The sequence below is a fragment of the Pseudooceanicola sp. LIPI14-2-Ac024 genome, from assembly GCF_042188925.1.
Classification (GTDB): Bacteria; Pseudomonadota; Alphaproteobacteria; order Rhodobacterales; family Rhodobacteraceae; genus Pseudooceanicola.
On the sequence record NZ_CP170102.1, the window covers coordinates 232,782 to 246,247 of the forward strand.

General features: G+C 66.7%; 12 protein-coding genes and 2 tRNA genes. 6 read left to right on the top strand and 8 right to left on the bottom strand.

Translation table 11 applies throughout. From position 1 onward, the window contains the following. Positions 1-303: 303 nt before the first annotated feature. The 3 genes from ACE2AC_RS01090 to ACE2AC_RS01100 all read right to left on the bottom strand — a co-directional run bounded on the left by ACE2AC_RS01090 (position 304) and on the right by ACE2AC_RS01100 (position 3,387). Complete coding sequence (locus ACE2AC_RS01090; protein ID WP_375690296.1) at positions 304-1,203, bottom strand: hypothetical protein; 900 nt, start codon at positions 1,201-1,203, stop codon at positions 304-306. A 1,115-nt stretch (positions 1,204-2,318) separates the two neighbouring features. After that, positions 2,319-2,393 (bottom strand) — tRNA-Asn (locus ACE2AC_RS01095). Between the two features lie 76 nt (positions 2,394-2,469). Then, a complete protein-coding gene (locus ACE2AC_RS01100; protein WP_375690297.1) occupies positions 2,470-3,387 on the bottom strand; it encodes an MBL fold metallo-hydrolase in 918 nt (305 codons plus the stop codon). A 41-nt stretch (positions 3,388-3,428) separates the two neighbouring features. On the opposite strand from ACE2AC_RS01100, the gene ACE2AC_RS01105 reads away from it, so the two are divergent. Beyond that, positions 3,429-4,724 carry an ATP-binding protein gene (locus ACE2AC_RS01105; RefSeq protein ID WP_375690298.1) on the top strand — a complete coding sequence of 432 codons (1,296 nt, stop codon included), beginning with the start codon at positions 3,429-3,431 and terminating at the stop codon, positions 4,722-4,724. A gap of 14 nt (positions 4,725-4,738) precedes the next feature. On the opposite strand, the gene ACE2AC_RS01110 is transcribed toward ACE2AC_RS01105, so the two are convergent. Next, the gene (locus ACE2AC_RS01110; RefSeq protein ID WP_375690299.1) at positions 4,739-5,953 is read right to left on the bottom strand and encodes a M20/M25/M40 family metallo-hydrolase; all 1,215 of its coding nucleotides are present in this window, start codon (positions 5,951-5,953) and stop codon (positions 4,739-4,741) included. A gap of 138 nt (positions 5,954-6,091) precedes the next feature. Continuing rightward, positions 6,092-6,167, bottom strand: a tRNA-Ile gene (locus ACE2AC_RS01115). 108 nt (positions 6,168-6,275) lie between these two features. Between ACE2AC_RS01115 and ACE2AC_RS01120 the strand changes: the two genes are divergently transcribed. Beyond that, a complete protein-coding gene (locus ACE2AC_RS01120) occupies positions 6,276-7,124 on the top strand; it encodes an MBL fold metallo-hydrolase (RefSeq protein WP_375690300.1) in 849 nt (282 codons plus the stop codon). Positions 7,125-7,127: 3 nt separating this feature from the next. Here ACE2AC_RS01120 and ACE2AC_RS01125 read toward each other — a convergent pair whose 3' ends face one another. Beyond that, on the bottom strand, positions 7,128-8,279 hold the full coding sequence (locus ACE2AC_RS01125; RefSeq protein WP_375690301.1) for a WD40/YVTN/BNR-like repeat-containing protein: 1,152 nt from the start codon (positions 8,277-8,279) through the stop codon (positions 7,128-7,130). A gap of 189 nt (positions 8,280-8,468) precedes the next feature. Between ACE2AC_RS01125 and purM the strand changes: the two genes are divergently transcribed. The 3 genes from purM (at position 8,469) to rnd (ending at position 11,338) form a co-directional block, all read left to right on the top strand. Then, complete coding sequence (purM, locus tag ACE2AC_RS01130; RefSeq protein WP_375690302.1) at positions 8,469-9,503, top strand: phosphoribosylformylglycinamidine cyclo-ligase; 1,035 nt, start codon at positions 8,469-8,471, stop codon at positions 9,501-9,503. 41 nt (positions 9,504-9,544) lie between these two features. Beyond that, positions 9,545-10,093, top strand: coding sequence for a phosphoribosylglycinamide formyltransferase (gene purN / locus ACE2AC_RS01135; RefSeq protein ID WP_375692052.1), 549 nt, complete (start codon positions 9,545-9,547; stop codon positions 10,091-10,093). A gap of 87 nt (positions 10,094-10,180) precedes the next feature. Then, positions 10,181-11,338, top strand: a complete 1,158-nt coding sequence (rnd, locus tag ACE2AC_RS01140) for a ribonuclease D (RefSeq protein WP_375690303.1) — start codon at positions 10,181-10,183, stop codon at positions 11,336-11,338. A gap of 6 nt (positions 11,339-11,344) precedes the next feature. On the opposite strand, the gene ACE2AC_RS01145 is transcribed toward rnd, so the two are convergent. After that, positions 11,345-11,839: a hypothetical protein gene (locus tag ACE2AC_RS01145; RefSeq protein WP_375690304.1), complete on the bottom strand. Its 495-nt coding sequence runs from the start codon at positions 11,837-11,839 to the stop codon at positions 11,345-11,347. A gap of 137 nt (positions 11,840-11,976) precedes the next feature. Here ACE2AC_RS01145 and ACE2AC_RS01150 point away from each other — a divergent pair, with 137 nt between their 5' ends. Next, positions 11,977-12,390: a SufE family protein gene (locus tag ACE2AC_RS01150; protein WP_375690305.1), complete on the top strand. Its 414-nt coding sequence runs from the start codon at positions 11,977-11,979 to the stop codon at positions 12,388-12,390. A 13-nt stretch (positions 12,391-12,403) separates the two neighbouring features. Here the strand turns inward: ACE2AC_RS01150 and ACE2AC_RS01155 are convergent, their stop codons facing one another. Then, on the bottom strand, positions 12,404-13,411 hold the full coding sequence (locus tag ACE2AC_RS01155; RefSeq protein ID WP_375690306.1) for a DUF3179 domain-containing (seleno)protein: 1,008 nt from the start codon (positions 13,409-13,411) through the stop codon (positions 12,404-12,406). Positions 13,412-13,466 lie beyond the last annotated feature (55 nt).

Sequence of the window (13,466 nt, forward strand, 5' to 3'; positions counted from 1 at the left end):
GGGAGTGTTGGCTCCGGCGGTAGGGATCGAACCTACGACCAATTGATTAACAGGCTTCCGGATGAACACCTTCTCTAAAAGTTGAAATCTATACTTATCAATCACTTATGCGGGGAAACTCGACGCGGATAAACACCGAAAGTTGCAGGACAATGCAACTTCTTGCAGAGCGAGGCAAAAACTTGGGCAGGAAATGGGCAAGTTTTCCACTCGTCGGATGGGTGGAAGCCTTGGTTCGCGACATCCCCCGTTTATTCGGGTTCAGCCGAGTGTGTCCGCCGCAGAAATGCGGTGGTGCGCTGCTCATTCAGAGCATACCGACGTCCGCCTAAATTCCAGTGCGCTCTCGCCGCCCATTCTTCTGTTCGACACAGGCGTGCCGCCAAACGCCATCAGAAGGTGCCGACATACCGATTGCACGTTCATGAGATCAACCGGCGTTAGTGCCTTTGTCTCTCGTTTCGTATTATGTGCTGCAACCCTATGACGAATTCTCGAACTCAAGAGAATACCCTCGTAGAGTGGGATTATTCGGTCCCTTACTCGTGCGCGGTTCCAGTCGGCAAGCTTCCCTTCCCCAGGCGAGTATTTGGCAGAGATCAGATTCTTGCGCCCGCGAGACATCCAAATGATTTGCTCAAAGGGGTCAATTCCATGTGATGCAAGTCTCGTCTTAAGTTCTTCAGAGACATTGTGATTCCATTTGTTGCCTATGAGGATGGCCTCTCCGCGCCTGGTGGATGCAGGCTCGCACCCCAATTCCTCAATTGCGCTGTACGCCGCAGTAATGGCCAGCGCATATGCCATTAGCGGGAAGAGGGACGTATCGAAATCCGCAAAGTCCCCGTACGACGGTGAGGCGTCCAAAGGATGAAAGTAGGCGAGATATGTTGAATGGAACAAGCGGGCTAACGCTAACCGAATATTCTCCATATTCCAAGTATTAGCCACATACTTACAGGAATCAACAACCCCGGATGCGGCTAATCGGGAGGTATTCGCGTACGGCGATTCATTGACAAAACTATGAGGGAGAGTGCTAAGAGTATCCTCTTTTACATGTATGTCATCTCGTTCGAATGCAGTATAACCATTGTAAAGCAGCATCGCGGCGTTGATATGCGCCAATATTTCATCGGCTTTCTTCTGCGAGCCCGCGTAAATTAGAGCCTCCGGTGCGCTAACTCCGTATTCGGTCGGCATATTTATGAGGCACGGGTGGCCACCGTAGACTTGCCATGCATCAAACTTTATTTCCGTGCGAGTTTTGAATAGCGCGAATGTCTGCCTGAAGTCGATATGCCAATCCCTACAGAATATTGGCTCTGGAGCAAAGTTGTCTTGGTCGTACAGTCCAGTAGAAAATGAGTATCTAGGCCGAACGAAGCCCCTGTCTTTGAACGGCATGAACCCAATCATTTCCGGGATCGATATCCATCGCTGGCCGCCTTTTCTGCGTACGCTGACAACGTGATCTCCAAGGTGAACCGAACACGCTTCGCGCAATTCGGATAGCGTTGAGGCGTGCTTCATTGGATTCCTGTATTCATTGCTATCCGTCAGGCGTTATCGCCAAGTGTACTTGTCTGTTCGGTGTACAGCAATTGTTGCCGTCACCGTGCATCGGCTAAGGCTGTCACGCCGATAAGCCTCCACATTCTTCAAGTTGGTCGTCACTCGATTGCAATATCCATTGGAAGGCCGCGGCTGCCGATGAAGCGAGTGGTCTCGCCATCCCGCTTTCTTGGTCGATGCATATGATGTGAGACCGCGTGCTCAGGGGGAGGCATTGACGTGTCGGTGTCTCGTTCTTGCGGGATCCCAGACAGACTTCGCGCAGAGATCGACACAGAGTCTGGTTCTGCGCACCCATCTTCTGGGTAAACGATAGCTGCCTTACCCGTATGTAAGCCCGCATAACATGGGCAAGAAAATGGGCAGGTTTTGCCCTGCAGATCTCACGTCATCGTGATGTGTCTTAGGTAAGCGACTGTTAAATATAGTTATATTTTCGGGCGTCCGCGTGGAAATTGTTACAGGACGCGTTGATCACCAATCAATTAGTCCTGAGGTGCGAATCGCTTAAGCTTATGAAATATCGAACAAAGTTACTTATGCGTGTGTCATGGAGAATTGACGGCTCCACAAAAATGCGAAAAAAATAGCTTATGTTTTTCATGTGGTTAGGTGGCGTTACCTTATGTAAGGTTGCGCGATCGCCGTGTATTCAATCTGTGGCTGTGGGCAGGAAATGGGCAAGATTTTTTTCACGCCAACCTGTTGACTCCTGTTTTTTCGTTTAATTTCAGGAGGTTGGTTGGCTCCGGCGGCAGGGATCGAACCTGCGACCAATTGATTAACAGTCAACTGCTCTACCGCTGAGCTACGCCGGAACTGGGCGTCCGTATAGCAATGGCGGTTGGGGGCGGCAAGAGCGAAACCGGGGGGAAATCGCAAAATTCCGCGCGGTCAGTCCTGGCGGGCGAAAACCGTGTCGGCGGTCAGGGGGCCTTCGGGGGCGACGCGGGATTTTCCTGTCAGGTCAATGAGATGGGCGAGGACGTTTCGCGCGGCGGCAGGCAGGAGGGCGGGGGCGACGTCGGTATAGACGCGCTCGGCCAGGGTGCGGGCGTTGGCCGGACCTTGCGTCAGGGCCTCGAGGATCGCGGCCTCGCGCGAGTGGCGGTGCGCGATCAGCCAGTCGATGCGGGCGACCGGATCCTCGACCGGGGCGCCGTGGCCGGTCAGCAGGCGCCGCGGGCTCCGGGCGCGCAGGCGGGCGCAGGAGAACATGAAGTCGGTCAGATCGCCGTCGGGCGGCGAGACGATGGAGGTCGACCAGCTCATCACCAGGTCGCCGGCAAAGACGGTGCCGTCGGCGTCAAAGACCATGTGGTTGCCGAAATGGCCCGGGGTCCAGACGGCGGTGACGGACCAGCCGTCGCCCGCGATCACCTCGCCGTCGGCGACCAGGCGGTCGGGGGCGAAGTCGGGATCGGCCCCTTCGCCGCCGCCGATCCGGCCCGCGGCGGCGAGGCGGCGCATGATGTCGGACTGGCCGGCCTCCGAATCGCCGTAGGCCCAGACCTGGGCGCCGGTCGCCTCGGCCAGTGGCCGGGCGAGGGGGGAATGGTCGAGATGCGAATGGGTGACGAGGATGTGGCTGACGTGTTCGCCCGGCGCCAGCGCGTCGAGGATCGCCTGCAGGTGCGCGCGGTCATCCGGGCCCGGGTCGATCACCGCGATACCGCCGCCCTGGCCCAGCAGGTAGGTGTTGGTGCCGCGGTAGGTGAAGGCCGAGGGGTTGTTGCAGAGGATGCGGCGGATGCCGGGGGCGACCTCTTCGGCGACACCGGCGGGCGGGTTGAAATCGTCGGGGGCCTGCATGTCGGCTTTTCTCCTCTCCGGCGCGCGCGTAGGTTGGGCGCATGTCCATGGAATGGCTCAAACGTTACGTGCCGGGCGGACTTTACGGCCGCGCCGCGCTCATCCTGATCCTGCCCGTCGTGGCAGTGCAGCTTGTCGTCTCGATCGTCTTCGTGCAACGGCATTTCGAGGATGTGACACGTCAGATGACCGGGGGCATCAGCCTCGAGCTGGACCTGATCCAGGCCGAGGGCGGGGTGCAGGCGCCGGCCGAGGTGCTGCAGACGCTGGGGATCACCGCGCGGCCCGTCACGCCGGCGCAGGTGCCGTCGGCGCCGATCCGGCCGTGGTACGATTTTTCCGGCATCGTCGTGATCTCGACGCTGGAGGGGCTGCGGGGCGACCTGCTGGGCATCTCGCTGGCCGAGGATGACTGGGTCCGCGTCTACCTGGCGGGGCCGGACGGGCCGGTGGAGTACCGGTTCGACCGCGAGAGGGTCTCGGCTTCGAACCCGCACCAGCTTTTCGTGAACATGATCTTCTTCGGCGCGGTGATGACGGCCATCGCCTTCATCTACCTGCGCAACCAGCTGTTGCCGATCAAGGAGCTGTCCGAGGCGGCGGCGGCCTTTGGGCGGGGGCGCGTGGTGCCCTACAAGCCCGGTGGCGCGGCCGAGGTGCGGCAGGCGGGGCAGGCGTTCCTCGACATGCGGAACCGGATCGAGCGGCACATCGAGCAGCGGACCCTGATGCTCTCGGGGGTGAGCCACGACCTGCGGACGCCGCTGACCCGGCTGAAGCTGGGGCTGTCGCTGCTGGACGACGAGGACCGCGAACCGCTGGAGCGCGACGTGGCCGAGATGCAGGACATGATCGAGGGGTTCCTCGACTTTGCCCGCGGCACGGCCGAGGACAGCCCGGCCGAGGTCGACCCGATCGCGCTGGTCGAGGGGATCGTCGCCGATGCGCAGCGGGGCGGCCGGCCGGTGGAACTGGTGCTGAGCGAGGGCGAGGGGCAGATGTCGCTGCGTCCGACCGCACTGCGCCGCGCGCTGGAGAACCTGATTGGCAACGCGGCGCGCTATGGCAGCCACGCCGAGGTGTCGGTCTGGCTGGGAGAGCGGGCGCTGAGGATTCGGGTCGAGGACGACGGGCCGGGCATCCCCGAGGCGGATCGCGAGGCGGCGATGCGGCCGTTCCAGCGGCTCGATTCGGCGCGCAACCAGGACAAGGGTGGCGGCGTCGGGCTGGGGCTGTCGATCGCGGCCGACATCGCCCGCGCCCATGGCGGGATGCTGCGTCTCGACCAGAGCGAGACATTGGGCGGCCTGCGCGCGGACCTGGTGATCGCGCGCTGAGGCCGGGCCGGGGCCTACGCGCCCTCGGCCACGCCCGCGGTGCCCAGGATCGTCGCGAGACCGGCCGAAAGACCGCGCAGGGACTCCTCGATCTCGACGTCGATCCATTCGTCCAGCGAATGCGCCCGCCCGCCGGTCCCGCCAGAACCGAGGCGGATCGCGGGAATGCCGAGGCTCATCGGGATGTTCGCATCGGTGGAACTGGCACCGGTGGTGGTGGCTATGCCGAAATGCGGCAGGGCGGAAAAGGCCGCCTGCACGATGCGGCTGTCATGCGCGGTGGAACCGGCGGGGCGGTTGCCGATCCTGTCGATCTCGGCGGTGATCGCGCCCTCGGTCGTGTCGGCGCGGGTGTTCTCGTCCTCGACGGCCTGGGCGATCAGGGCGCGGAAGGCGGTGTCGAGGTCGTCGAGCGCCGGCTGGCTTTCCGAGCGCAGGTCGACCTCGACCCAGACCTCCTCGGGGATCGCGTTGATCGAGGTGCCGCCGCCGAAGACCGAGGCGCAGAAGGTCGTGCGCGGGGTCTCGGGCACCCGCAGCGCGGCCATGCCGGTCAGCATCTGGCCAAGCGCATAGGCCGGGTTCACCAAGCCGAAGGCCATCAGCGAATGCCCGCCCGGTCCGCGAAAGGTGACACGGTAGCGGTAGGAGCCGATGGCGGCGGTGGTGATCTCGTCCAGGTTCAGCCCGTCGACGGTGAAGAAGCCCGCGATCTGGTCGCGGTACTTGCCCTCGGTGAAGAAGTGGCGGACCCCCCGCAGGTCGCCCTTGCCCTCTTCGCCGACGTCGCCGACGAAGAGCAGGTCCTGTTCGGTCACGATCCCGGCGGCGTCGAGCGCGCGGATATAGGCCAGCAGGGCGGCCAGGCCACGGGTGTCGTCGCCCACGCCGGGGGCAAAGAGTTTCGTGCCCTCGCGCCGGACGGTGCAGTCGGTGCCTTCCGGGAAGACGGTGTCGAGATGCGCCGCGACGCAGATCATCTGCCCGTTGCCGCGCCCGCGCCGGACACCGAGGACATTGCCGATCCCGTCGATCTCGACCGCGTCGAGGCCATGCGCGCGGAACTTCTCGGCATAGGCGGCGGCGCGGACGTCCTCCTTGAACGGCGGGGCCGGGATCTGGGTCAGCTCGATGATCTCGTCGACAAAGCGGTCATGGCCGTCGCGCAGGCTGGCGCAGGCGGTGGCAAAGGCGTCGGAGGCGATGATCTGGTCCACGTCGTAGGTCATGCTGGGGTCGGTCCTGTTCGGGGTGTCGGGATCTGCGGGCACAGGTCTAGGCCGCGGACGCCGGGCCGCCAAGGGCAGGCCGCGCGCACAGGCGCGATTGCGGCGATGGCCGGGGCGGGGCGCGGGATGCGGGGGAGATGGTAGGCCCGGCAGGATTCGAACCTGCAACCAAAGCGTTATGAGCGCTCTGCTCTAACCGTTGAGCTACAGGCCCGCCACGTACGTGCAATAGGCGGGCGCCGGGCAGCGGTCAATGGCCGCGCGCTTGTGCCGTGGCGGTGCGCTTGGTTCTGTGGTGCCGGGTCCGCAACGGGAGGATGCGATGTCGGAACTGGAAAGCCACCGGATCGGCGGGATCGAGGTCACGGTCCTCGAGGACGGGCACATGATGGCGCCGAACAGCCTGTTCCCGGATTTCGAGATGGAGCGCGCCCGTGCCGCCGCCGAGCAGGCGGGGATCGCCTATGACGGGGTCGAGTCGATGGTGCCGATCCGCGGCTTCCTGCTGCGGGACGGGGCGAACGTGGTGATCGTGGACGCCGGCAGCCCGGCGGGCTTTGGTGAGACGACGGGGCGGTTTCACGCGGCACTGGCCGCGGCCGGGGTGACGCCCGACGAGGTGACGCACCTGGTGATGACGCATCTGCATTCCGACCATGTCGGCGGGATGATCGACGGCGCCGGCGCGGCGGTGTTCCGCAATGCCGAGCTGATCGCCGGGCCGGGGGACTGGGATTACTTCACCAGCGCAGAGGTCGAGGCCAGCCTGCAGGGGCGCAAGCGGGCGCTTGCGGGGTGGCTGACGGCGAAGCGGTCGATCTTGCCCTATGCCGAGCGGCGGCGCGAGGGCGTGGGGCAGGTGCTGCCGGGGATCAGCCTGGTGCCGCTGCCGGGGCACACGCCGGGGCATTCCGGAGTCATGGTCTCGTCCGGCGGGGCGCACCTGCTGATATGGGGCGACACGATCCATTGCGAGACCTTCCAGATGGCCGAACCGGACTGGGGTGTGTTGTTCGATGTCGACCCGGATGCCGCCCGCGCCTCGCGCAGGCGCATCTTCGAACGCGCGGCCAGCGAGGAGTTGCTGGTGACCGGCCCGCATGTGCGCGGTCCGGGACTGCGCCGGGTGGAGCGGATGGCGCGCGGCTACCGGCTTGTGCCGGCGGGGTAGGGATCAGGCGCCGTCCACCACCTCGACCCCAAGGATGGTCGGCAGGTGGCGGGCGATCTCGGTCCAGGTCGCGCCCTCGTCGGCGGTGGCAAAGACCGAGCCGGAGTTGGTGCCGAAATAGACCCCTGCCGGGTCCTGCCGGTCGCCGGCCATGGCCTGCCGGAGCACGGTGAAGTAACACGCCTCCTGCGGCAGGCCCTTTCGCTGCGCCTGCCAGCTGGCGCCGCCGTCGGTCGAGCACCAGACGGCGGCGCTGGCATCGGGCGGGTAGCGGCCGACGCTGTCGCCGTTCAGCGGCAGGGTCCAGATCATCTGCGGATCGCGCGGGTGGACGTGGATCGGAAAGCCGAAGGTCGAGGGCAGGCCGGTGGTGATGTCATCCCAGCTGCGCCCGCCGTCGGTGGATTTCCAGACCCCGTGGTGGTTCTGCTGATAGATCACCTCGCCCCCGCCGGGGGCGCGTTTCATGTTGTGCACGCAATGGCCGATCTCGCCGTCGCGGGGGGCGGCGGGGTGGTCGTGGCCCTCGCAGGCCTCGGCGTTGGACAGGCGGTTGCGCCGGTCCCATGTCGTGCCGCCGTCCTCGGTCGCGAAGACCCCCGCGGCCGAAATGCCGACCCAGATCTTCGCCGGGTCGGCGGCGTCGGGCAGGATGGTGTGCAGCACGAGGCCCGCCGCCCCGCCGTCCCAGTTCCCGGCCGAGGGGTGATCGGTCAGGCCCTCGACCTTTTCCCATGTCGCGCCGCCATCCGCGCTTCTCATCAGGGCGGCCGGTTTCATCCCGGCGTAGAGCGTGCCGTCGCGGCGGGCGAGCGACCAGACCTGGCTGAAGGCATCGCCGAAGGGCAACGGTTCTTCCGTCCAGCCGATCATCCTGGCGAAGTCCGGATCGTTCGCTGCCCAGTCGTCCATCATGCCCTTGGTCAGCCGCGCCACCGTCCATGTCGCGCCGCCGTCGGTCGACCGCCAGATGCCCGCGCCGGACCATTCGCCGCCGCCACCGGCCCAGAGCGTGTCGCCGGTGCCGATGGCGTGGTTGATCGGCCAGCCGTCGCAATGCGGGCCCGAGACTTTCCACCCGGAGCGGTCCGGCCCGCCCTCGACGATGAACAGGCCCTTGGTGGTGCCGACGAGCAGCTTGGTGGTGTCGGTCATGGTGCGCTCCCTTCCTTTACGGAAACGCTAACACGGCGGTGCGGGCCGTGCATCAGCGGCGATGCGGCTGGCGGCGGAAGCGCGCGTATCTGCGACCTGCGGCGATTACTCGGGTCCCGCCGGCCTCTCCCCCGTGGACTCCGCCCGCGTCCTGCCGTATCGCACCACGAAACCACCGGAGGGCGGGACATGAGTGGCAAGAACGGCATCACCTACGCCGATGCGGGCGTGGACATCGACGCGGGCAACGCGCTGGTCGACCGGATCAAACCGGCGGCGAAACGCACCGAGCGGCCCGGCACGATGTCGGGGCTTGGCGGGTTCGGCGCGCTCTTCGACCTCAAGGGGGCGGGCTATACCGACCCGATCCTCGTCGCGGCCACCGACGGCGTGGGCACCAAGCTGCGCATCGCCATCGACACCGGGCATGTCGACGGGGTGGGCATCGACCTTGTCGCGATGTGCGTGAACGACCTGGTCTGCCAGGGGGCCGAGCCGCTCTTCTTCCTCGACTACTTTGCCACCGGGAAGCTGTCGGTCGATCACGCCGCTCGCGTGGTCGAGGGCATCGCCGAGGGCTGCGTGCGGTCGAACTGCGCGCTGATCGGCGGCGAGACGGCCGAGATGCCGGGCATGTATCCCGAGGGCGATTTCGACCTCGCGGGTTTTGCCGTCGGCGCGATGGAGAGGGGCAGCGACCTGCCGCGCGACGTGCAGGTCGGCGACGTGCTGCTGGGCCTTGCCTCGGACGGGGTGCATTCCAACGGCTATTCGCTGGTCCGCAAGCTGGTCGAGATCTCGGGCCTGGGCTGGGACGCGGCCTGCCCGTGGGGCGAGGGGACGCTGGGCGAGGCGCTGCTGACGCCGACGCGGCTTTACGTGACGCAGGCGCTGGCCGCCGTGCGCGCGGGCGGCGTGAAGGCGCTGGCCCACATCACCGGCGGCGGGTTGACCGAGAACCTGCCGCGCGTCGTGCCGGGCGCCGAGATCGACCTGACCGCCTGGAGCCTGCCGCCCGTCTTCAAGTGGCTGCAGGAGACCGGCGGGATCGAGACCGCCGAGATGCTCAAGACCTTCAACTCGGGCATCGGCATGGTCGTCGTCGTGGCGCCGGACCGGGCCGAGGCGATCGCCGCGCTGCTGCGCGAGCAGGGCGAGACCGTCGCCACCCTGGGCACCGTGACGGACAGCGGCAAGGTGACTTACACGGGCCAGCTTTCGTGACCAAACGCGTCGCCATCCTGGTGTCGGGCGGCGGGTCGAACATGGTGAAGCTGGTCGAGAGCATGACCGGCGATCACCCGGCGCGGCCCGTTCTTGTCCTGTCGAACGACCCGGAGGCGGGCGGCCTTGTCCGCGCGCGCGAGATGGGGGTGCCTGTCGCCGCCGTCAGCCACAAGCCCTTCAAGGGGGACCGCCCGGCCTTCGAGGCGGCGCTGTCCGAACCGCTGGAGGCGGCAGAACCCGACATCGTCTGCCTGGCCGGGTTCATGCGCGTGCTGACCGAGGGTTTCGTGCGCCGCTGGGAAGGCCGGATGCTGAACATCCACCCCTCGCTGCTGCCGAAGTACCGCGGGCTGCACACGCACGCCCGCGCCATCGAGGCGGGCGAGACCGAGGCGGGCTGCACCGTGCACGAGGTGACGCCCGAGCTGGACGAGGGGCCGATCCTGGGCCAGTCGCGCGTGCCGGTCCTGCCGGGGGACACGCCCGCCGACCTCGCCGCGCGGGTGCTGGTGCAGGAACACCTGCTCTACCCCGCCGTGCTGCGCCGTTTCGCGGCAGGCGATCGCAGCCCGATCCTGCTGCCCTGACGGCAATCCCGTGCGCTTTTCAAGCGTTTCGCATTGCGATATACCGCCCGGACGGCTTGCGCCGTTTTCGCTGATCAACGGATTCAAATGCAGACACTGACAACCACCGAGGAACTGGCCGAATTCTGCAAGCGCGCCTCGGAATGCGATTACGTCACCGTCGATACCGAGTTCCTGAGGGAACGCACCTACTACTCCCAGCTGTGCCTCGTGCAGCTCGCCATGCCGGGCGAGGGCGACGAGAATGCCGTGCTGGTCGACCCGCTGTCGGAGACGCTGTCGCTCGACCCGCTCTACGAGCTGTTCCGCGACACCTCGGTCGTGAAGGTGTTCCACGCGGCGCGCCAGGACCTCGAGATCTTCCAGGTCGATGCGGGCGTGATCCCCGAGCCGCTGTTCGACACCCAGGTCGCGGCGATGGTCTGCGGCTTCGGCGAGCAGGTGGGCTACGAGACGCTGGTCAAGAAGATCGCGCGCCAGCAGCTCGACAAGTCGTCGCGCTTCACCGACTGGTCGCGCCGCCCACTGAGCGACGCGCAGAAGAAATACGCGCTGGCCGACGTCACGCACCTGCGCGACATCTACGAATTCCTCGACGCGCGGATCAAGAAGACCAAGCGCGAGAAATGGGTGGAGGAGGAGATGGAAATCCTCACCAACCCCGAAACCTATGTCGTCCATCCCGAGGACGCGTGGCAGCGGGTGCGCACCCGGACCAATTCGGGCAAGTTCCTTGCCATCCTGCGCGAACTCGCGCGGTTCCGCGAAAGCTATGCCCAGACCCGCAACATCCCGCGCAACCGGGTCTTCAAGGACGACGCGCTGGTCGAGCTTGCCTCGACCAAGCCGCGCGACCTGAAGGACCTGGGCCGCTCGCGGCTGCTGCTGCGCGAGGCCCGCAAGGGCGACATCGCCGACGGCATCCTGGCGGCGGTGGAGGCGGGCAGCAACTGCAAGCCCGAGGATTACCCCGAGGTCGACAAGAGCCGCGAGAAGATGCAGGTGAACCCGGCGCTGGCCGACCTGCTGCGCGTGCTGCTGAAGGCCAAGAGCGATGCCGCCGGTGTCGCCGCGCGGCTGATCGCGCCGACCGCGGACCTCGATGCCATCGCGGCGGGGGAACGCGACCTGCCGGCGCTCAAGGGCTGGCGGCGCGAGGTCTTCGGTGAAGACGCGCTGCTGCTCTGCGAGGGCAAGGTGGGGCTGGCCGCGCGCGGCCAGCAGGTCCAGATCGTCGAACTCTGAGCCGGCTCAGCGGCGCGTGCTGAGCGCGTTGCGGGCCCCTTCGACCCGGATCTCGCGGGTGCCGGCCAGCTGATCTTCGTCCAGGTAATGCGCGGCCACGATCTGGCGCGAGGCCGGCGTGCCCACGGGCGCGCGCGGCAGCAGCCGGGCGGCCAGGGTGTAGGCCAGCACGCCGTTCACCGGCTCGTCCGCCAGGGTGAAAGGCACCAGTTGCACGTCGTAGGCGCCCTGCCGGTCGGCTACGCCTTCGACCCGGACGATGGCACCGCCGGGGATCGGTTCGACCACGAGGCTGGTGATCTGGCCCACGGGCACGCCCCTGTAGACATCCGGCGCGCGGGCGGTCAGGCCGGACTGGCGCGGGATCAGCGGGTTGCCGGCCTCGGCCGAGACGGTGGTTTCCTGGGCGCCGCCGAACCAGTTCACCGGGTTCAGCCGCGAATTGCCGCAGCCTGCCAGAGCCAGCGATGAAATCAGCAGGAGGGCGGTCGTCTTGCGCATCATGAAAGCCTTTGCCTCGTCACGTCCCGGAACGGGGTAACGTATCGAAAGCGCGTTGAAAAGGCGCTTGCTGCCGGGGCGGGGGCTGGATCTTGCGGCCCGCTCCGCTTAGGTGGGGCGCAACAGGAGGGCCTGACATGGCACAGGACGCATTCGAGGACATCGTGGCGGATTTCGAGTTCCTCGAGGACTGGGAAGACCGCTATCGCCACGTGATCGACCTGGGCAAGGCGATGCCGCCGCTGGACGATGCGCTGAAGACGCCCGCGACCAAGGTCGACGGCTGCGCCAGCCAGGTCTGGCTGCATCCCCGGATCGAGGGCGGGACCTTCACCTTCGACGGCGACAGCGACGCGATGATCGTGCGCGGGCTGATCGCGGTGCTCCGTGCGCTCTACAACGGTGCCCCGGTGGCCGAGGTGCCGGGCATCGACGCGGGCGGCGAACTGGCGCGGCTGAGCCTGCAGGACCACCTGTCGGCGCAACGCTCGAACGGCCTGCGCGCGATGATCCAGCGCATCCGCGAGACCGCGACGGCCGCGGCCGCCTGACCCGCCGCGCCCCTCAGCAGGGGTGGCCGTCGACCCGGTTTAGGCAGCTGCTCAGCATCCATTCGCCCTCGGGCCAATGGGCGTCGAAGGCAAAGGCGAAGAGCACGTCGTGCGCCACCGCGCGGCCCTGTGCGTCGCGCACCCGGACCATCCCCACGTCCCGACCGTCCGCGACCCCGGCGGCATCGACGGGTGAGGCCATGCCCGCGGTCCAGGACAGGGTATAGCCCGCCTCGGTCAGCGTGCCGCTTGCGGCGATCCGGGCCAGCGGCCAGGCGCGGGTGCCGATCCGCACCATCCGGGCCAGCATCGGGATGCCGTTCGGGGGCGGGTTTCCCTGGTAGTAGCGGGGCGGCAGGGTGGTGTCGTAGGCGGGCAGCGGGTTGGCGGCATAGTCGAAGCCCCACCCTTCGGGCGGGGCCATGACCACGCCGTCGGGATGGGCGGCGCGGAACGCGGCCCAGCTCGTCCGTTCGGCGGGCAGGGTCCGCAGCGTGGTGCCCGCCCGCGCGCCGACCAGCGCCGTGCCGGTGGCCTGCTGCCACCAGCTTTCGGTCTGCCGGTCGTAGAGCAGCGCGTTTGACAGCCGGATCAGCCCCGCAACCCCCAGCGACACCGTCTCTTCGTCCGAGATGCGGCGGTCGAAGACCTGGGCCGAATTCGAGGGCGCACAGTAGGTCACCGCCACGGCCAGGTCGCCGATGCGGTCGTTCACCACCATGTGGCGCATCAGGTAGCGCAGCGGGTAGGCGCGGGCGGGCCCCTCGCCGGGGTCGAGCGCCAGCACCGCCTCGACGGGGGCAAGCTCGGCCGAGGCCTGCGGCAGCATGGTGGGACGGCTGAGCGACGGGATCGTGTCGCGTTCGTGGCCGACGGTGTGGATCCGGCTGGGATCGACGGTGAACCGGGTGAAATCGGTCTTGGGCCAGGCCCGGTCGAGCATCGGGTTCTGGGCCGCTGCGGCCAGCGGCAGCAGCAGCCCCCAGACGGCCATCAGAATTGTGCGCAGGGCGACCTGCATCCTTCCCTCCAGAAAAACGGAACACGAGGGGATGAACGGCCCGGCGCCGAACGGG